The following is an 18,091-nucleotide window of genomic DNA, read 5'->3' on the forward strand; positions in this document are numbered from 1 at the left end:
TCTCCTGATTTCAGTGACGCAGGTTGGACCGGCCACGTATCTATGCGTTCAGTGACGCAGGTTTAGACCGACCACATATCTGTGCGTTCAGTGGCGCGGGAGTATAGGTCAGCATGACCTGGCAGGAAATGCCAAAGGTCATGGATTCGCACCTCTGTTAAACTTGGCGCCTTTCTCTTGTGAATCCGTGCGTGCGCCAACCTTGGCGAATAGACGGTTGGCGCCTTTAAGTAAAAATCCATGACCCTGACGACCTTTTCCCCGAATGCTGTAGCCCGTTTGCGAGACGAGCGTGAAGAGGAGAGCACCAAGCCCTATTTGGCGCGCGGCTCACGAGCTCCGCGTTGTCATACCTGCCGTGTGATTGAAAGCCACTGCCTGTGCAACTGGCGACCCAAGGTCAGTGCGCGCTCGGGTGTATGCTTGGTCATGACTAAAAAGGAAGTATTCAAGCCCAGCAATACAGGCTGGTTGATTGCTGACGTAATAAGCGACAACTTTGCCTTTATCTGGTCGAGAACTGAAACCGACGATGCTCTGCTGGCGTTGTTGTCCGACCCGCAGTGGCAGCCATACCTGGTATTTCCCGGCGAGTACGTTGAGCCTGAACGGGTAACCCACACCGTGGAGATCGACAGCAGCAAGCGGCCGCTGTTTATCCTGCTCGACGCAACCTGGACTGAAGCGCGCAAGATCTTCCGCAAAAGTCCGTACTTCGATGCCTTGCCGATTTTGAGCCTGCTGCCGGAGAGACTTTCGCGCTACCGCTTGCGCCGTTCCACACGCAGTGAGCACCTGTGTACCGCGGAAGTGGCGAGTTTATGCCTCGAACTTGCGGGCGATACCGAGGCCTCAAGTGCGCTGGATGCCTATTTCGACGTGTTCAGTCAGCATTATTTGGACGCGAAAAATCAGTTGCCGATGAATGAAGCCAGCGTGGCACATCAGGAACTGGGTGTTTTTGTAAAAGACCTTCCCCGGAATCGGGCTCAATAGACTAAAGAAGTAGCGCTACAATTTTCGGACAGATGTAAGCGAGCGTCATTGTTCGTTTTTGGACGATGGCGTTGTGATGGCTTCTGCGTGGACCCAGGTGTCAGGTTTTCAACTTGACCCTCCCCGTTTCGCTGGGCATGCTTGGCGCCGATTCGGCAGCTGCTGCTGTTAAAACACTTATATTTGCCGACGTTTAGCGTAAATCGCGCCCTTTGACCCACAGTCTTTGAGCTATTGCTCGAGTTGCCTTAGCGAGTGCTGGAATTCATCAGGGCTCGCCTGAAAAACAGGATCATTTAAAAAATGGCCACATACGAAATCCTGATTGCCGACGACCATCCGCTGTTTCGCAGTGCGCTGCACCAGGCTGTCAGCCTTGGGCTGGGTTCTGATGTTCGCCTGGTTGAGGTCGCCAGTATCGCCGAGCTTGAAAAACAGCTGGCGATCAAGGCTGATTGGGATCTGGTACTGCTCGACTTGAACATGCCGGGTGCTTACGGTTTTTCCGGGCTGGTGTTGCTGCGTGGTCAGTACCCGCAAATTCCGGTGGTGATGGTGTCGGCCCAGGAAGAAGCGTCGATCATGGTGCGTTCGCGCGAGTTCGGCGCCAGTGGGTTTATCCCTAAATCCAGCTCGCTGGACGAGATTCAAAAGGCCGTTCGTGCGGTGCTCGATGGCGATGTCAGCTGGCCGCCTCAGGCCTTTGAAGAGGTTCAGGTTTCGGCTGAGGCCAAGGCGGCAAGCGAAGGCCTGGCCAGCCTCACGCCTCAGCAGTTCCGGGTGTTGACCATGGTCTGCGAAGGTCTGTTGAACAAGCAGATCGCGTACGAACTGAGTGTTTCCGAGGCGACCATCAAGGCTCACGTTACGGCCATCTTCCGCAAACTGGGGGTTCGCACACGAACCCAGGCCGCGTTACTCTTGCAGCAACTTGAATCAATTTCGAGCCATTAACCTGCCAGTCTTCACGCTTTTTTGACGAAGCGTGAACTAGCGTTCCCCTCTCTTTTTTTATGCAGTTGCCTATCTATGTCGCCTTTCAAGGGTAAAACCGGATTTAAACGGATTTTGAATGCTGGCGGTTACTCGCTGGACGGTTTGCGTGCAGCCTTTACTGGCGAGGCCGCTTTTCGGCAGTTGGTGCTGCTAAACGTGATCTTGATCCCGCTGAGCTTTTTTCTGAATGTCAGCCGAGTAGAGCGCGCATTACTGATTGCAGTATGCCTGTTGGCATTGATTGTCGAATTGTTGAACTCGGCGATTGAGGCGGTGGTTGACCGCATCTCCCTCGACCTGCACCCATTGTCGAAAAACGCCAAGGACATGGGCAGCGCCGCCCAGTTTGTGGTGCTGACCATGATTGCCGTGGTGTGGGCGGTCATTCTGCTTTAAGCGATCGTCGGCAATACGATCTCGTCGCTGCGCTGAACCCCTGCGGTGAAGGCGCGGCACAGTTCCAGAAATTCGCGCATGGCGGATGTCTGATACTTCTTTTTATGCCAGATAAAGTAAAACTGCCGGGCCAGATCCAGCTCGGGGGTTTCCACGGCTACCAAGCTGCCGCGTCGAAAGGCGTCGCGCAACGCCAGGCGTGAGATGCAGCCAATACCAAGGCCCGACTCCACGGCGCGTTTGATCGCTTCGGTGTGTTCCAGCTCCAGACGAATATTGAGTGCCGTTTGGTGATGGCGCATGGCCTGGTCGAACGTCAGGCGGGTGCCCGAGCCTTGCTCGCGCAAGATCCACGCTTCGCGGGTCAACTCCTCCAGTGTCGCGTGGCCCCGAGCGGCCAACGGATGCTGCGGGGCGCAAAACACTACCAGTTCATCCTCGACCCAGCTCTGCACTTCGATGTCCGGGTGAGCGCAATCGCCTTCGATTAGACCTAGATCAATTTCGTAGTGGGCGACTTGTTGCACGATATGCGCTGTATTTTGCACCACCAGCTTGACCTGGCTTTCAGGGTGCGCCTGCATAAAACTGCCGATCAGAAGGGTCGCCAGATAATTGCCGATGGTCAGAGTCGCACCCACGGTCAATGAGCCAAAGCCGGACTTGCCGTTGAGCAGGTCTTCGATTTCCTTGGCCTGATCGAGCAGGGCGACGGCCTGTGGCAGCAGTTGGCGACCCAGTGCATTGAGGCTCAAACGCTTGCCCGCACGGTCGAACAGTTGGCAGCTGGTTTGGCGCTCCAGTTCGGTAATCGAAGTACTGGCAGCAGATTGTGAAAGGGCCAACAAGCCAGCAGCGCGAGACACGCTCTCTTGTTGGGCGACGGCAACGAACACCTGGAGTTGTCTGAGAGTAAATCGCATATCTATATAACCGATAACCCTTATCTTGATAATTCAGTTAACAGATATTGTCGCCGCCATTAGAATGCTGTGCAATCGCGCCCATAGTCAGCGCAGGCGAATTTAGGAGCCCCGTACATGAGCAACATGAACCACGAACGTGTCCTCAGTGTTCATCACTGGAACGACACCCTGTTCAGCTTCAAGTGCACCCGTGACCCGGGCTTGCGCTTCGAGAACGGTCAGTTCGTGATGATCGGCCTGCAACAGCCCAATGGCCGTCCGCTTATGCGTGCCTACTCGATCGCCAGCCCTAACTGGGAAGAGCATCTGGAGTTCTTCAGCATCAAGGTGCCGGACGGCCCGCTGACCTCCCAGTTGCAGCACTTGAAAGAAGGCGACGAGATCATCATCAGCAAAAAGCCTACGGGTACGCTGGTGCTGGACGACTTGAAGCCGGGCAAACATCTGTACCTGCTCAGCACCGGTACTGGCTTGGCGCCATTTATGAGCGTGATCCAGGATCCGGAAACCTACGAGCGTTTCGAAAAAGTGATCCTGTGCCACGGCGTGCGTTACGTCAATGAAGTCGCTTACCGTGAATTCATTACCGAACACCTGCCGCAGAACGAGTTTTTCGGCGAAGCGCTGCGTGACAAGCTGATCTACTACCCAACTGTTACCCGCGAGCCATTCGAAAACGAAGGCCGTCTGACCGACCTGATGCGCAGCGGCAAGCTGTTCAGCGACATCGGTCTGCCACCGATCAACCCGCAGGACGACCGCGCCATGTTGTGCGGCAGCCCGAGCATGCTCGACGAAACCAGCGAAGTGCTTAACAGCTTCGGTCTGAAAGTTTCGCCGCGGATGCGTGAGCCGGGTGATTACCTGATCGAGCGTGCCTTCGTCGAGAAGTAACAAACGCGGATCAAAAAATGTGGGAGCAAGCCTGCTCGCGATTACGGTCTGTCAGTCACCTTTACAGTGACTGGCACTTCACAATCGCGAGCAGGCTCGCTCCCACATTGCGTTTCAGGTTACTTCTTGGGAATCACTTCCAGCACACGGATCACGCCAGGCTCGGGGTAATGCCAGCGCACGTCCAGATCCCAGAACTGTGCGCCGTACTCTCGTTCGGCTGTAGGCGTTTGGTAGGCTGGGCGCGGGTCTTGCGCCAGGCACTGCTCGATCAGCTCCACCAGCGGCTCCTGGAGGCGCATGGCTTGTGTATGTGCCTGTTGTAGGGCGGTGTCAGCCCAGTGCACAGGAATCAATACCGGTGCAGCACTGGCCATGCCATTGCTGGCTTCGGTGATGATGTCTGCGTAAGGCACATACGGCTTGATATCGAGAATCGGCGTGCCGTCGAGTAGGTCGATTCCGGAAATCCACAGGCGATTGGCTTCAACCTTGTCCAGCTTGACCACGGACTGGCCGATGCCATTCGGGCGATGGGTCGCACGGGTGGCAAACACCCCCATGGACTTGTTGCCACCCAGGCGCGGTGGACGCACCTTGAGGCGGGGTTTGTCTTCCAGCGCCTGGTGGAACACAAACAGCAACCAGACATGGCTAACCTGCTCCAGACCTTGCACCGCATCGCCCTGATCGAATGGCGCGACCAGTTCCAGCACGCCACGGGCAGCCGGGGCCAGTTGTGGCTGGCGCGGGATGGCGAATTTCTCCTTGAAACAGGAGCGCACAAAGCCGATGGGAGAGACGGTGTAGGACATTTACGGAAACCTTGTAGCCGCTGCCGCAAGCTGCGATGGGCAGCGCAGCGGCACCTGTCTATAAGGCCTTGAAGATCTTTCAGATCTTGTCGCAGCCTGCGGCAGCGGCTACAAAGGCTTTGTCAGTGCAACGGTAACTCAGTCGCGAACGCGCAGGGTCAGACCCTTCAGGAAGTTGCGCAGCAACTGGTCGCCACAGGTGCGGTAGTTGGTGTGGCCGAATTTGCGGAACAAGGCGCTTAGCTCAGGCTTGGACACCGGAAAACCGGCTGCCTTGAGGATGGCGTGCATGTCGTCTTCCTTGAGTTCGAAGGCTACACGCAGTTTTTTCAGGATGATGTTGTTGGTCACCGGCAGTTCAACAGGCATCGGCGCACGGCTTTCGTCCTTGCCACGCTTGAAGACCACCAGGCCATCAAGGAAGTGCGCCATCACTTCGTCCGGGCAACGGACAAAACCTTCTTCTTCATCTTTTTTCAGGTAGGTCAGAACGTCTTCCTTGGTCACGTCCAGGCCACCAAGCTTGATGATTTCGACAACCTTGTTGTCGCTGATGTCGAGCATGTAGCGCACGCTGCGCAGTACGTCGTTATGAATCATGTGGGCAATCCTGATATTCAGCAGTGAGCACCGCAGGCATTGCTGCGGTGTCTAAATGTGCGGGGTAGTTCTGTTTTTAGAACTTTTCTTTGGCGCTCATGTAGCGCCATTGGCCAACGGGCAGCTTGCCCATCGACACACCGCCAATACGAATACGGCGGATCGAGATAACGGTAAGGCCGACGGCCTGACAGAACAGTGCAATAACGCCCGGCTGCGGATTCTTCATCGCAAAGCGTAGGCGGTTTTCACTCTGCCAGCTGGCTTTGACCGCAGGCAGCTCGCGACCCTTGTAGGTCATACCGTGATTGAGACGGTTCAAGCCGTGGGGTGCCATCTCGCCAGAGACTTCAACCACGTATTCCTGCTCGATCTTGTTAGCATCGGCAGTCAGCTTGCGCACGATTTTCCAGTCCTGGGTGAACACCAGCAGACCGCTGGCGTTGGCCTGCAGTTCGTTGCCCATGCTCAGGCGCAGGAAGTGCCCTTTGAGCGGGCGTTTGCCGAAACGGTGCTCATCGCTCAGAGAATCCGGGCCGATCAACGCCATGGCGCTATCGGCATCAAGGCCCGCCGGGGCGTTCAGCAAAATGGTCACAGGTTCGGGCGCGGTGGCCTTGGCTTCAGGGTCCAGCTCGACTTTTTGGTTGTCGACCTTGAATTGCGGCTCGTCGATGACTTCGCCATCTACCGTGACCCAGCCACCTTCAATGAACAGTTCGGCCTCACGGCGGGAGCAGCCGACGAGTTCGATGAGGCGTTTGGAGAGACGTATCGGTTCAGACATGACAGGGGCCGTAAAGGAATTGGGCGGCTATTGTACCCGCCTGGCGCCGGTTAAGCCCGGCAACATTTGCCTTATGCGCGTGCTGGGCGTTTATACCGCAGGTGCAGCAGTGGATAAGGCTGCCCCAGGCCGTCTTTTTCGCCGCGTCCAATCACCTCAAAACCCTGTTTGAGGTAAAAACCAATGGCTTGCGGGTTCTGCTCATTGACGTCGAGCCGTTCGGCGTTCAGTTCGTCGATAGCGAACCTGAGCAGGACCTTGCCAATGCCTTGTCCTCGGTAATCAGGGTGGATAAACAGCATTTCAACCTTGCCTGCCGCTATGCCGGCAAAGCCGCAGATGCGTTTGCTGGTCGGGTCCTTGCAGCAAATCAGCATCACGGCGTCCAGGTATTGGTCTTTGACCAGGGCGCGCAGCAGATGGATATAGCTGTCGGGCAAAAAATCATGGGTGGCGCGTACCGATGCTTCCCAAACGTTGGTGAGTTCTTCGAAGTCCGCAAGGCGTGGCGTATGGACGACCCAGTGTTGTTGCATCGTGTGTGTCTCCTGACACTGATGATGGAAGCGATGGGCTAACAATAGTCGTAAAAAAAGCCCTGACGCGAAGGCGGCAGGGCTTTTTTGCGAGGCTGTCGCGGTTTAGATCACTTCAGCCCACAAGTCATACTCGTCGGCGTCGGTGACGCGGCACATGATCTTGTCACCCGGCTTGATGTCTTGCTCGGTGGCGATAAACACGTTGCCGTCGATTTCCGGAGCGTCGAAGAAGCAGCGGCCAACAGCGCCTTGCTCGTCGACTTCGTCGATCAGGACTTCGATTTCCTTGCCGATTTTCATCTGCAGGCGTGCGGCGCTGATGGCCTGTTGATGGGCCATGAAGCGGTCCCAGCGATCCTGCTTGACGTCGTCCGGCACGATGGCCGCGTCCAGCAGGTTGGCGGGTGCGCCTTCGACTGGTGAGTACTGGAAGCAACCCACGCGATCGAGCTGTGCTTCGGTCAGCCAGTCGAGCAGGTACTGGAAGTCTTCTTCAGTTTCGCCCGGGAAGCCGACGATAAAGGTCGAACGGATGATCAGGTCCGGGCAGATAACGCGCCAGTTCTTGATTCGGGCCAGGGTCTTGTCTTCAAACGCCGGGCGTTTCATGGCCTTGAGCACTTTCGGGCTGGCGTGCTGGAACGGGATGTCCAGGTACGGCAGGATCTTGCCGGCCGCCATCAACGGGATCAGCTCGTCAACGTGTGGGTACGGGTAGACGTAATGCAGACGCACCCATACGCCCAGCGAACTCAGGGCTTCGCACAGTTCAGTCATGCGGGTCTTGACCGGCGCGCCGTTCCAGAAGCCGGTGCGGTACTTCACGTCAACGCCGTAGGCGCTGGTGTCCTGAGAGATAACCAGCAGCTCTTTCACGCCAGCCTTGACCAGGCGCTGAGCCTCGTCGAGGACGTCGCCAACCGGACGGCTGACCAGCTTGCCGCGCATCGACGGGATGATGCAGAAGCTGCAGCTATGGTTACAGCCTTCGGATATCTTCAGGTACGCATAGTGACGCGGTGTCAGCTTGACGCCTTGTGGTGGCACCAGATCGATCAGCGGGTTGTGGTTCAAGTTAGGCGGTACGGCATCGTGAACGGCGTTGACCACTTGCTCATACTGCTGCGGGCCGGTGACGGCGAGCACGCTCGGGTGAACCTTGCGGATGGCGCTTTCTTCCACGCCCATGCAGCCAGTCACGATGACCTTGCCGTTTTCCTTGATAGCTTCACCAATCACTTCCAGCGATTCCGCTTTGGCGCTGTCGATGAAGCCGCAGGTGTTGACTACCACGACGTCAGCGTCCTGGTAGGTGGAGACGACGTCGTAGCCTTCCATACGCAGCTGCGTAAGGATGCGCTCGGAGTCGACCAGAGCTTTTGGGCAACCCAAGGAGACGAAGCCGACCTTTGGGGCGGCTGGCGTGGTAACGGTGGACATGGCGAACCTCGGTATGTAGTGACGTTACATGCCCGTAAAGGCTGCACGACGAGCGGGCGCTTTGGGTCTGTTGGCGCTTTGTTGAGGTTATCAACCAAGCGGTAACAGACTCTTGTGCGCCTCTGATCAAAAAAAGTGCGCAATTTTAGCTATGGTCAACGCACTTGACCAGCGTTATACGGGGATTTACGACGAGTGCTGCGCTATGCTGCGCGCCGTCGCGAAAATAGGGTTTTTAATCACCCATATTTCGAGGGCCAGAGTCAGAAAATCAGCGCATGCTGCTGATCAAATGTAGCGCAAACCATTAAGAAACGCGGTCCATGGTCGTAGGGGTGGTTGATGGGGCAGGCAAGTAGTCAGGCGGCAGAAGACGGTCACTCAAAGGCCAAGCCGATAGGGATGCTGGTTGCAGCGGTCGGTGTGGTGTATGGCGATATCGGTACTAGCCCCCTGTACACCCTTAAAGAGGTGTTTTCCGGTGGGTATGGGGTGCAAGTCAACCATGATGGTGTGTTCGGTATTTTGGCACTGATCCTGTGGTCGTTGATCTGGGTGGTCTCGATCAAGTACGTGCTGTTTATTCTGCGCGCCGACAACGAAGGCGAGGGCGGAATCATGGCCCTGACTGCGTTGGCGCGCCGGGCCGCTTCGCCCTATCCCAGGCTGCGTTCGGTACTGGTGATTCTGGGATTGATCGGGGCTGCGCTGTTTTATGGCGACAGCATGATCACCCCGGCGATCTCGGTGCTGTCGGCCGTGGAAGGGCTTGAGCTGGCATTTGATGGGCTGGAACGTTGGGTCGTGCCGTTGGCCTTGATTGTGCTGGTCCTGCTGTTTTTGATTCAACGCCATGGTACGGCCAGTATCGGCAAGCTGTTCGGGCCGGTCATGGTGGTGTGGTTTGTGGTGCTGGGGGGGCTGGGAGTCAACGGCATCATGCAGCACCCGGAAGTGCTCAATGCGTTGAACCCGGTGTGGGGCGTGCGTTTCTTTGTTTCTCATCCGGGTATGGGCGTGGCCATTTTGGGCGCCGTAGTGCTGGCGTTGACGGGTGCTGAGGCGCTGTATGCCGACATGGGGCACTTTGGGCGCAAGCCGATTGCCCGGGCCTGGTTCATCTTGGTCTTGCCAGCGCTGGTGCTTAACTACTTCGGTCAGGGCGCCTTGCTGTTGGAAAACCCGGACGCGGCCCGTAACCCGTTCTACCTGCTGGCCCCCGCCTGGGCGCTGATTCCTTTGGTGGGACTGGCCACGCTGGCGACGGTGATTGCTTCCCAAGCGGTGATTTCAGGGGCTTTCTCCCTGACCCATCAGGCGATCCAGCTCGGTTACATCCCGCGTATGCATATCCAGCACACCTCCAGCGCCGAGCAGGGGCAGATTTACATTGGTGCGGTGAACTGGTCGCTGATGGTCGGGGTTATTTTGCTGGTGCTGGGCTTTGAGTCCTCGGGTGCCCTGGCTTCTGCCTACGGGGTAGCAGTAACCGGGACCATGCTGATTACCAGCATTCTGGTGTCGGCGGTCATGTTACTGCTGTGGAAATGGCCGCCTGTTCTGGCTGTGCCGGTATTGATCGGCTTTCTGCTGGTAGACGGGCTGTTCTTTATTGCCAACGTCCCGAAAATCTTTCAGGGCGGGGCATTCCCGGTATTGGCGGGGATCGTGCTGTTTATCCTGATGACCACCTGGCGGCGCGGCAAGCAGCTGCTGGTGGACCGACTTGATGAAAACGCGTTGCCGCTGCCGCTGTTTATCAGCAGCATTCGAGTACAGCCGCCGCATCGCGTACAGGGTACTGCGGTGTTCCTGACAGCTCGTCCGGACGCCGTGCCCCATGCCCTGTTGCACAACCTGCTGCATAACCAGGTGTTGCACGAGCAGGTGGTGTTGCTCACTGTGGTCAACGAAGACTCACCCCGGGTGCCCACCTCGCGGCGTTTTGAGGTGGATGCCTATGGTGACGGGTTCTTCCGGGTGATCCTGCACTTCGGCTTTATGGATGAGCCGGATGTTCCTGAGGCGTTGAAGTTGTGCCATCTGGATGATCTGGATTTCAGTCCGATGCGCACCACTTATTTCCTCAGTCGGGAAACGGTGATCGCCTCCAAGCTGGTAGGTATGGCGCGCTGGCGCGAAGGGTTGTTCGCCTTCATGCTCAAGAACGCCAACGGCAACCTGCGGTTCTTCAAGCTGCCGGTCAATCGGGTGATTGAGCTGGGTACTCAGGTCGAAATGTAGGGTCGCTGGCAAAGGCCCCTAACCCTCTCCCGGAGGGAGAGGGGACTGACCGAGTTGATGCAGGATTCAACTCAGTACCATCAGGCTGCAGGGATTCTGAAATATCCCCCCACCCCTCGCCTTCCGGGAGAGGGGTGGGGTGAGGGTACTGCTTACTCGGCAGTGGCCTGATGCTTCTTGATCAGGTCCACCAGGCGCTGGGCCAGGGCCGGATAGTTTTCATCGAAGTGGTGCCCGCCGGGCAGCTTCAGGCTTTCGCCGACGGCTGTCTTGGCGGTACAGCCACTTTCATCGACCTCTTCTGCGCCATAGATGCACACCACTTTGCTGGCGGGCAGCTTGGACATTTCTTCACCGGTATCAGCCTCTGCGCCAGCTTTGCCGAGCCAGCCATCGACGTGGATCTCAAAGCTGCCACTGCGGGCAAAAGCCAGCAACATGATCGCGTCGACCCGCTTTTGCTCGGCTTCCGGCAAGCGGTTGTAGGTGGCAGGCAGTACGTCTGCACCAAACGAGTAGCCGACCAGTACAAAACGCTGGGTGCCCCATTTCTGACGGTAGTGCTGCATCAGCTCGGTCAGGTCGGTGGCGCTTTGTTCGGGGGTCTTGTGCTGCCAGTAGTAACGCAGCATGTCGATGCCGACGACCGGATAGCCGATCTTGGCCATTTCACCGGCCACGTCGCGATCCAGGTCACGCCAGCCGCCGTCACCGGACAGGAACAGGGTCACGGTGCTGTTCTGCTGGCCAGCAGGGACTTCAACCACCGGCATGCTCAGGCCGCCGTTTTCATCGCCCACCAGGATTTTGCGCAACTCGTTGCTCAGTACCTGCGGGTAGTGAATGTCGTAGTCGCTGATGCTGGTCTGAGCGTTAGGCTGATCACGTACGAAAGCAGCACTAGGATCGTCAGGGTTATCGTTCCAAGCGACCAGCCAGCTACCGTGGGCAGCCGCTTTTGGGACGGGCAGGGCGCAGCCGGGTTCTTCAAGCTTGAAACCTACCGACACAGCCTTGGCCTTGTCGTTGGTTTGCTCAGCCAGCCAGCGCCAGGCCAAGGTAGCTCCAGGGCCGATACCGCTGACCAATGTCGCCGGGCCCTTGAGTTGTTGCAGCGCGGTTTGCAGCGCTTGCTGCTGCAGCGTGCAATCGTCCTTGGGCAGGATCACTTGCACCAATTGCGCTTTGCCACCACGGCTCAAGGCCAATAATTGCTTGTCGTTTAGCGCTTCTTCGGCGGGAGTGGCGATCACTACCTGAGCCTGGGCCTTTTGACCGGGAGTGACTTTGGTCAGTGTCGAACCATCAGCCTGGTTCAGGTGTTCGATCACAGGTTCTGGCGCAGGGCGATTCCAGAACCAATAGCCGCCTGCTGCAAGCGCGACCAGAACTATCAAGGCAAGCAACAAAAACCGCCAGGAACGATGTTTCATTAACGTTTCACCAATCCAGTCAAGCCGCCTGCAATCAGGGCGGCGGTATCAGCCAGCGCGACCAGCGGATCAAGTCCGGCGGGCACGGCCATATAACGAGGTTCCCAGTCGGGCTGGAATTTGTCTTTAAAGCGACGCAAACCCTGGAAGTTGTACAGGTGCTCGCCGCGCTGGAACAACATCGACCCCAAACGCTGGGTCAAGGGTGCGCCACGACGCGGTTGCAAGCCGGACAGAGGTACCATCCCCAGGCTGAAACGTGCGTATCCATGCTTTTTATAATGCTGAATCAGGCCGACCATCATGAACTCCATGGTCAGCTTTGGGGCATCGGGGTGGGCGCGCATCAGGTCGAGGCTCGACAGCTCGTGGCTGTGAGTCTCAAGCAGGTTGGCGAAGGCCACCGGTTTGCCTTCAAAGCGAATAATCGCCACGCGAAAGTGCTTGATGTATTCCTCGCTGAAGCGTCCCAGCGAGAAGCCTTTTTCACGCACATTCTTGCCGGTAAGCCAGGCATCCGAAATGACCTTCAGCTCATCCATCGGAGCTTCACCCGGCTCGTGGATCTCCAGTGACAGGCCGTCACGGGTGCCACGGTTCCAGGTGTAACGCAGGTCTTTCATCTCTTTGCCTTTGGCTTCGAGATCAAAGCGGTGCAAGTCGACCCTGGCTTCTTCGCCGAGCTTGATCGCGGTCAGGCCGATGTCCATATAGAACGGCAGGTTCTCGGCGCGTACCTGATAGAACACGGGGCGGGCATGGACGGTGTCGCACAGGTCGCGAAACTGCCAGATCAACTCGGCACGCTGTTGCGCCGGCCCGATCGGATCGTATAGCGCCACCAGGCTGCGCCCTCTACGGGCGTACATCAGGAAGGCATTGTCATCCGGGTGGAACAGCAGGGCCTTGTCGCCGGTCAGCGCCAGGCCGCCATCGGGTTGGTCGGAGGCGAGGATGATTTTTCCGGCTTTTTCCAGCTCGGCGGCATCGGGCAGGTGGATCACCGGACGTGCGGTGCGCAACAGCCAGGTCAGCGAGACGACTACCAGCAGCACTGCTGCACCCAGCAACGAGCGCAGACCCCGTGGGGCATCAGAGTCGAGGGTAAACTGCCACCACAGTTGATGGCTGTAAGGAACGTCCTGATAAGCGAACAGCAGCAGCCAGATCGAAGCGCCTAGTACGCAAACGCTGGCCACCAGATACAGCGGCGAAAACGGCAGCTCGGTCAGGCGGCTCGGGCGGTAGAACGAGCGGCGGAACAAGCCCAGCAGGCTGGCGGTCAGCACCAGGACCGTGGCTTCCTCCCAGTCAAAGCCTTTCAGCAGGGAAAGCACTGCGCCGACCAGCAGCAAGATCGTGGTCAGCATCCAGGCGGCTGACAGGCGTCGACGCAGGCCTTGTGCCAATAGCAAGCAAAGCACGCCGACCAGGCTGGCGCCAAAGTGCGAGGCATCAATCAGGCGATGAGGGATCAGAAAGCCGATGTGTTCAAGGCGTGTGTCGATCTCGGGTGTGGCGCCGGAAAACAGCAACACCACGCCGGACATAAACACCAGAATCGCCAGCACCGGAGCCGCCAGGCCTGAGGCAACCCGCAGGCTTTGCCGGGTGTGAATCAGGCGCTGAGCTTCGTTCATCAGCAACATCAGGCAGGCGATCAGGAGCGGCAGGATCACATAGATCATGCGATACAGCAGCAGCGCGGCAGCCAGGGGGGCCGCGCCGAGCTTGTCGGCAAAGGCTGCCAGCAAGATCGCTTCAAAAACCCCGACCCCGCCAGGCACATGGCTGAGCACGCCGGCAGCCAGTGCCAGCAGGTACACCAGCATAAATGCGCCGAAAGGCGGTGCTTCGGGCAATAGTAAGTACAGCACGGTGGCCGCGGCGGCAACGTCCAGCGCAGTAATTACCAGTTGCAGGAACGTCAGGCGCGGGCTTGGCAGGCGCAATGTACGACGTCCGGCCTTGACCAGCAGGTTGTCCGGGATAGGTTGCTCGGGCAGGCGTCGGCGATAAATACCCAGCGCCAACAAGGCAAACAGTGCCAGAACCGCAAAAGCTATCGCCCCCAATATATAGGCAGGGATATGCAGGGCGGCAGAAGCAGCGGGCAAATTGCTCAGCGTCGCCAGTGCGGCCAGGGGCGGTAGGGCACAGCCCAGCGACAGGCTGGCGAACAGCGACATATGGGCGACTTCGGATGCGCCGACGCCATGACGTGCATACAGGCGATAGCGCACTGAGCCGCCGGAGAGCAGCGACAAACCGATGGCATTGCCAATGGCAAAGGCCGTGAAACCACCCAGGGCCAAGGTTTTAGGTGGCAGCTTGACCCCTGCATAACGGCTGGCGGACCACTCATAGCCGAGCAGAATCAGGAAGCCCACTGCAGTTGCAGCCACGGCGCCGAGGAGGGCGGGCTTGGGGACTTCCAGAATCGAGTCGTGCAGAGCGTACAGGTCAAGTTCGCTGAGCAGGTGGCGACAAGCAATCAGCGCTATCGCAAACAGCAGAAGAGTGAGTGCGAGGCCAATGGGTTGGCGATACTTGCTCAGCAAATCCAGCCAGCGCAAACGGGTCGCGGCAATCGGGTGGGCTGCTGTAACGGCTTCTTTAAGTTCTGGCGAGTTATCGGGCATCAATCACCTCGTGGATCGTGCGCGATAGGATGGAGGCATAGGCTCAAGTTACCAATCCTTTTGGTCAAAATATTTCTAAATATTTTCAGCTGTTTGCCTGATGTTCAGGTTCGGGGTGTGAAAAAAAGGTAATTGTGGTCGTTCAGCTTAGCGGGTGGAGATGTCCCGTGCATGACAGGCATGACTTGGGGGTACTTTTCGAGCACGCACAAAAAAGGCCACTCTTTCGAGTAGCCTTTTTCGATGTTTGGTTGCGGGAGCCGGATTTGAACCGACGACCTTCGGGTTATGAGCCCGACGAGCTACCAGACTGCTCCATCCCGCGTCTGTGTGGGCGCATTCTACAGAGGATCGCCGGGGTGTCAACCTTAAATGTCGTAAGCGGTTGAAATACCCGGCTTTAATCCTTTTCCCCTGAATGTGCAGCAGAGGGCAAAAACACTCAGGCACAAAAAAGGCCACTCTTTCGAGCAGCCTTTTTATGTTTGGTTGCGGGAGCCGGATTTGAACCGACGACCTTCGGGTTATGAGCCCGACGAGCTACCAGACTGCTCCATCCCGCGTCTGTGGAGCGCACTCTACAGTGCTGGGTGGGGGAGTCAACCTTTAATCTACAAATACCGTAAATAAGATCAAAACAGGCATGAATTTTGGATGTGGGCAGAATCTTTTGTGGGCGGAGCCCTGACAAGGCCTTAGTCGGGCCTGTAGCAGCTGCCGAAGGAACGAGGCTGCGTTCGGCGGCGAAGCCGTCGTGAATCAGGCGCCCTGGGGTGTCAGGCTTATTGAGTGCTCAGGTTTTACGACGACTACGCCGCCGAACGCAGCCTCGTTCCTTCGGCAGCTGCTACAACAAGTAGGACTGGGCTACAAAACACACGCGCACAAAAAAGGCCACTCTTTCGAGTAGCCTTTTTCGATGTTTGGTTGCGGGAGCCGGATTTGAACCGACGACCTTCGGGTTATGAGCCCGACGAGCTACCAGACTGCTCCATCCCGCGTCTGTGTGGTGGATTCTACAGCGATACGCTGGGCTGTCAAACGTTAATTTAGAAAAAGTCGTTCTGCTTCAACTGCTTAGCTATAAAGTTAAGCTATAAAAATGGCTGCAGGCCATGTTCTGTATGGGCTGTAGCTCTATTGATGCTTCCAATTCGATTGAAAAAACAAATTCATCATCGAAAATTCCCACGTCTGTCGCTCAGAATCGAGACTACTGGTGCTATATACAGTTCGCAGTGACATACTTGCGCTGAGCATTGCCTACTCCCTTGAAGAACACCGCCTTACATGACGCAGCGCAAAATCATCCACGTCGACTGTGACTGTTTCTATGCCGCTATTGAGATGCGTGATGACCCGAGCCTGGCGAACAAGCCCATGGCCGTCGGGGGCTCGGCTGATCGGCGCGGTGTGATCTCAACCTGTAACTATGAGGCGCGGGCCTATGGTGTGCGCTCGGCGATGGCATCGCGGCATGCGCTCAAGCTGTGTCCGGACCTGATCATCGTCAACGGCAGAATGGACGCCTATAAAGAAGCGTCCAAAGAAATTCACGGCATCTTGCGCGATTACACCGAGTTGATTGAGCCGCTGTCCTTGGACGAGGCCTACCTTGATGTATCTGACAGCCCGCACTTTGCCGGCAGTGCCACACGTATTGCTCAGGATATCCGGCGGCGGGTCTCCAATCAGTTGCATATAACTGTGTCGGCCGGTGTGGCGCCAAACAAGTTTCTGGCCAAGATCGCCAGTGACTGGAGAAAGCCCAACGGGCTATTCGTCATTACGCCGGATCAAGTTGAAGATTTCGTATCTGCATTGGCGGTTAATAAACTGCACGGTGTGGGCAAGGTGACCGCTGACAAGCTTGGGCGATTGGGAATCGAGACCTGCTTACAGCTGCGTGACTGGAACAAACTGGCCTTGGTGCGTGAATTCGGCAGTTTTGGTGAGCGGTTGTGGAGTTTGGCCCGAGGAATAGATGAGCGTCTGGTGCAGAGTGATAGTCGGCGTCAGTCGGTTAGCGTGGAAAACACCTACGATACCGACTTGCCAGACTTGGCGAGCTGCCTGGAAAAGCTCCCGGAGTTGCTTGAAACACTGAGCCGACGCATTGCGCGTATCGACAGCAGTTACCGGCCAGGCAAACCGTTCGTCAAAGTGAAATTCCACGACTTCACCCAAACCACCCTGGAGCAGTCTGGTGCCGGGCGTGATCTTGAAAGTTATCAGGGGCTGTTGAGTCAGGCATTTGCGCGCGGCGCCAAGCCCGTTCGATTGCTCGGGCTTGGCGTGCGCTTGCAGGATTTGAACAGCGGGCATGAGCAACTGGAGTTGTTCAAGCGCTAGTAGATGAGTGTAAACACTGAATTTCGTAGCAGCAGCCTTGTTCCTGCGGCAGCTGCCTCGGTGCTCTTCAACTGACGCCCGGATCCGCCACCAGTCGCCCGGCATTTTTGGTCAGGGACTGAAGGAATTCACGTTGTAGCTCAGGGTCGTTACGCGTGAGTTCGATCAGGCTCTGTTCCAGTTCACTGGCTTCCTCTTCCAGCCCCAGTTCCGACAAGCGCTTGACCCGATGTACCCATTGGTTGACGTCGTCACCCTCCAGGTCGTCGTAGATCAGGTTGTGCGCTTCGAGCAACTTGCCACGCAAACTGCTGCTGATCGACAGGGTCGAGTCCGAATGGGTTTCGTCCTGGGCGTCTTCAACCATGATCGTCAGTTTGCCGATGTGATTGAGGTCCTGCTCGGCAAAAGGGCTGTCCAGCAGGTTGAGGCGCAGCACACCGTTGCGATCCGTGGTCAGCTCATGACTCTGTTTGCCGGCCTTGACCACAACCGGTCGTTCGGCCCACGGCAAGCTTGAATACTCCAGACGCTTATCGCGCTGAATATCGTCAATGCCAGCCAGATTCTGCTCGGCGCGGCCATGGGACTGAACGTTCATGGCCGGGTTTATGCCTGCGAAGCCGTAGTTGATCCAGTCTTTGGTCACGCTGTCGGGCAGTTGGCCGAACATGAAGACGTTGAGCACATTGGCACCCACCCCCGCGACAATTGCCACTGCGCCCAGCGGCACTTCATAGATCTCGCGCCACGGCTGGTAAGGCGTATAGCGGTCGTAATGCCGGGTGACATCGAACTCTGTGACCTCAAAGGTCTTTTGTTCGTTGATCCGCACACGGCGTTGCGGCAGCTCAAGCACTGAAGGTGAGCCGACATCTATCTGGAGGCTGTGGGCGAGCAGTTTGCGCTCGATGCGCTCCTCGTGTTCGCTGCGTTGCGACATGTGATTGGCACAGCCGCTCAACAGCAGGGCGCCGCACATGGCGGCGCCCCCGAGGGTTAAGGTGTTTCGATTGAACATGGCGTCTCTA

Annotated in this window: 15 protein-coding genes and 3 tRNA genes; 6 read left to right on the top strand and 12 right to left on the bottom strand. The window is 57.3% G+C overall.

The window, feature by feature from the left end:
- The first annotated feature begins 240 nt into the window (after positions 1-240).
- The 3 genes from V6L79_RS08660 (at position 241) to V6L79_RS08670 (ending at position 2,388) form a co-directional block, all read left to right on the top strand.
- On the top strand, positions 241-996 hold the full coding sequence (locus V6L79_RS08660) for a tRNA-uridine aminocarboxypropyltransferase (RefSeq protein ID WP_321836605.1): 756 nt from the start codon (positions 241-243) through the stop codon (positions 994-996).
- Between the two features lie 303 nt (positions 997-1,299).
- Positions 1,300-1,950: a response regulator transcription factor ErdR gene (gene erdR / locus V6L79_RS08665; protein ID WP_261741195.1), complete on the top strand. Its 651-nt coding sequence runs from the start codon at positions 1,300-1,302 to the stop codon at positions 1,948-1,950.
- A 75-nt stretch (positions 1,951-2,025) separates the two neighbouring features.
- Positions 2,026-2,388: a diacylglycerol kinase gene (locus tag V6L79_RS08670; RefSeq protein WP_261741196.1), complete on the top strand. Its 363-nt coding sequence runs from the start codon at positions 2,026-2,028 to the stop codon at positions 2,386-2,388.
- Here V6L79_RS08670 and V6L79_RS08675 read toward each other — a convergent pair.
- Positions 2,385-3,311, bottom strand: coding sequence for a LysR family transcriptional regulator (locus tag V6L79_RS08675; protein WP_095029105.1), 927 nt, complete (start codon positions 3,309-3,311; stop codon positions 2,385-2,387). The genes V6L79_RS08670 and V6L79_RS08675 overlap by 4 nt on opposite strands.
- 117 nt (positions 3,312-3,428) lie before the next feature.
- On the opposite strand from V6L79_RS08675, the gene fpr reads away from it, so the two are divergent.
- Positions 3,429-4,208: a ferredoxin-NADP reductase gene (gene fpr, locus V6L79_RS08680; protein ID WP_003443014.1), complete on the top strand. Its 780-nt coding sequence runs from the start codon at positions 3,429-3,431 to the stop codon at positions 4,206-4,208.
- A gap of 119 nt (positions 4,209-4,327) precedes the next feature.
- Here the strand turns inward: fpr and tsaA are convergent, their stop codons facing one another.
- The 5 genes from tsaA to rimO form a co-directional block, all read right to left on the bottom strand.
- The gene (gene tsaA / locus V6L79_RS08685) at positions 4,328-5,023 is read right to left on the bottom strand and encodes a tRNA (N6-threonylcarbamoyladenosine(37)-N6)-methyltransferase TrmO (RefSeq protein WP_261741197.1); all 696 of its coding nucleotides are present in this window, start codon (positions 5,021-5,023) and stop codon (positions 4,328-4,330) included.
- Between the two features lie 138 nt (positions 5,024-5,161).
- Complete coding sequence (locus V6L79_RS08690; RefSeq protein WP_261741198.1) at positions 5,162-5,623, bottom strand: DUF1456 family protein; 462 nt, start codon at positions 5,621-5,623, stop codon at positions 5,162-5,164.
- A gap of 76 nt (positions 5,624-5,699) precedes the next feature.
- Positions 5,700-6,410, bottom strand: coding sequence for an rRNA pseudouridine synthase (locus V6L79_RS08695; protein ID WP_261741199.1), 711 nt, complete (start codon positions 6,408-6,410; stop codon positions 5,700-5,702).
- A gap of 71 nt (positions 6,411-6,481) precedes the next feature.
- Positions 6,482-6,946: a GNAT family N-acetyltransferase gene (locus V6L79_RS08700; protein WP_261741200.1), complete on the bottom strand. Its 465-nt coding sequence runs from the start codon at positions 6,944-6,946 to the stop codon at positions 6,482-6,484.
- A gap of 105 nt (positions 6,947-7,051) precedes the next feature.
- Positions 7,052-8,389 carry a 30S ribosomal protein S12 methylthiotransferase RimO gene (gene rimO, locus V6L79_RS08705; RefSeq protein WP_261741201.1) on the bottom strand — a complete coding sequence of 446 codons (1,338 nt, stop codon included), beginning with the start codon at positions 8,387-8,389 and terminating at the stop codon, positions 7,052-7,054.
- Positions 8,390-8,731: 342 nt separating this feature from the next.
- On the opposite strand from rimO, the gene V6L79_RS08710 reads away from it, so the two are divergent.
- Positions 8,732-10,633 (top strand): potassium transporter Kup, encoded by a 1,902-nt coding sequence (locus V6L79_RS08710; RefSeq protein WP_261741202.1) that lies wholly within the window; start codon positions 8,732-8,734, stop codon positions 10,631-10,633.
- 152 nt (positions 10,634-10,785) lie between these two features.
- Here V6L79_RS08710 and V6L79_RS08715 read toward each other — a convergent pair whose 3' ends face one another.
- The 5 genes from V6L79_RS08715 to V6L79_RS08735 all read right to left on the bottom strand — a co-directional run bounded on the left by V6L79_RS08715 (position 10,786) and on the right by V6L79_RS08735 (position 15,709).
- On the bottom strand, positions 10,786-12,066 hold the full coding sequence (locus V6L79_RS08715; RefSeq protein WP_261741203.1) for a virulence factor family protein: 1,281 nt from the start codon (positions 12,064-12,066) through the stop codon (positions 10,786-10,788).
- On the bottom strand, positions 12,066-14,708 hold the full coding sequence (mprF, locus tag V6L79_RS08720) for a bifunctional lysylphosphatidylglycerol flippase/synthetase MprF (RefSeq protein ID WP_261741204.1): 2,643 nt from the start codon (positions 14,706-14,708) through the stop codon (positions 12,066-12,068). The genes V6L79_RS08715 and mprF overlap by 1 nt, the downstream gene beginning before the upstream one ends.
- Positions 14,709-14,956: 248 nt before the next feature.
- Positions 14,957-15,033 (bottom strand) — tRNA-Met (locus V6L79_RS08725).
- A 161-nt stretch (positions 15,034-15,194) separates the two neighbouring features.
- A tRNA-Met gene (locus tag V6L79_RS08730) sits at positions 15,195-15,271 on the bottom strand.
- Positions 15,272-15,632: 361 nt separating this feature from the next.
- Positions 15,633-15,709 (bottom strand) — tRNA-Met (locus V6L79_RS08735).
- 289 nt (positions 15,710-15,998) lie between these two features.
- Here V6L79_RS08735 and dinB point away from each other — a divergent pair.
- Positions 15,999-17,060: a DNA polymerase IV gene (dinB, locus tag V6L79_RS08740; RefSeq protein ID WP_261741205.1), complete on the top strand. Its 1,062-nt coding sequence runs from the start codon at positions 15,999-16,001 to the stop codon at positions 17,058-17,060.
- A gap of 67 nt (positions 17,061-17,127) precedes the next feature.
- On the opposite strand, the gene V6L79_RS08745 is transcribed toward dinB, so the two are convergent.
- Positions 17,128-18,081, bottom strand: a complete 954-nt coding sequence (locus V6L79_RS08745) for a hypothetical protein (RefSeq protein ID WP_261741206.1) — start codon at positions 18,079-18,081, stop codon at positions 17,128-17,130.
- Between the last annotated feature and the right edge of the window lie 10 nt (positions 18,082-18,091).

This window comes from Pseudomonas sp. ML2-2023-6, from assembly GCF_037055265.1.
Classification (GTDB): domain Bacteria; phylum Pseudomonadota; class Gammaproteobacteria; order Pseudomonadales; family Pseudomonadaceae; genus Aquipseudomonas; species Aquipseudomonas kulmbachensis.

Bases quoted from the DNA above. Each gene is read 5' to 3' on its own strand.
- V6L79_RS08660 (WP_321836605.1), top strand. From the start codon at position 241: ATGACCCTGACGACCTTTTCCCCGAATGCTGTAGCCCGTTTGCGAGAC.
- erdR (WP_261741195.1), top strand. From the start codon at position 1,300: ATGGCCACATACGAAATCCTGATTGCCGACGACCATCCGCTGTTTCGC.
- V6L79_RS08670 (WP_261741196.1), top strand. From the start codon at position 2,026: ATGTCGCCTTTCAAGGGTAAAACCGGATTTAAACGGATTTTGAATGCT.
- V6L79_RS08675 (WP_095029105.1), bottom strand. From the start codon at position 3,311: ATGCGATTTACTCTCAGACAACTCCAGGTGTTCGTTGCCGTCGCCCAA.
- fpr (WP_003443014.1), top strand. From the start codon at position 3,429: ATGAGCAACATGAACCACGAACGTGTCCTCAGTGTTCATCACTGGAAC.
- tsaA (WP_261741197.1), bottom strand. From the start codon at position 5,023: ATGTCCTACACCGTCTCTCCCATCGGCTTTGTGCGCTCCTGTTTCAAG.
- V6L79_RS08690 (WP_261741198.1), bottom strand. From the start codon at position 5,623: ATGATTCATAACGACGTACTGCGCAGCGTGCGCTACATGCTCGACATC.
- V6L79_RS08695 (WP_261741199.1), bottom strand. From the start codon at position 6,410: ATGTCTGAACCGATACGTCTCTCCAAACGCCTCATCGAACTCGTCGGC.
- V6L79_RS08700 (WP_261741200.1), bottom strand. From the start codon at position 6,946: ATGCAACAACACTGGGTCGTCCATACGCCACGCCTTGCGGACTTCGAA.
- rimO (WP_261741201.1), bottom strand. From the start codon at position 8,389: ATGTCCACCGTTACCACGCCAGCCGCCCCAAAGGTCGGCTTCGTCTCC.
- V6L79_RS08710 (WP_261741202.1), top strand. From the start codon at position 8,732: ATGGGGCAGGCAAGTAGTCAGGCGGCAGAAGACGGTCACTCAAAGGCC.
- V6L79_RS08715 (WP_261741203.1), bottom strand. From the start codon at position 12,066: ATGAAACATCGTTCCTGGCGGTTTTTGTTGCTTGCCTTGATAGTTCTG.
- mprF (WP_261741204.1), bottom strand. From the start codon at position 14,708: ATGCCCGATAACTCGCCAGAACTTAAAGAAGCCGTTACAGCAGCCCAC.
- dinB (WP_261741205.1), top strand. From the start codon at position 15,999: ATGACGCAGCGCAAAATCATCCACGTCGACTGTGACTGTTTCTATGCC.
- V6L79_RS08745 (WP_261741206.1), bottom strand. From the start codon at position 18,081: ATGTTCAATCGAAACACCTTAACCCTCGGGGGCGCCGCCATGTGCGGC.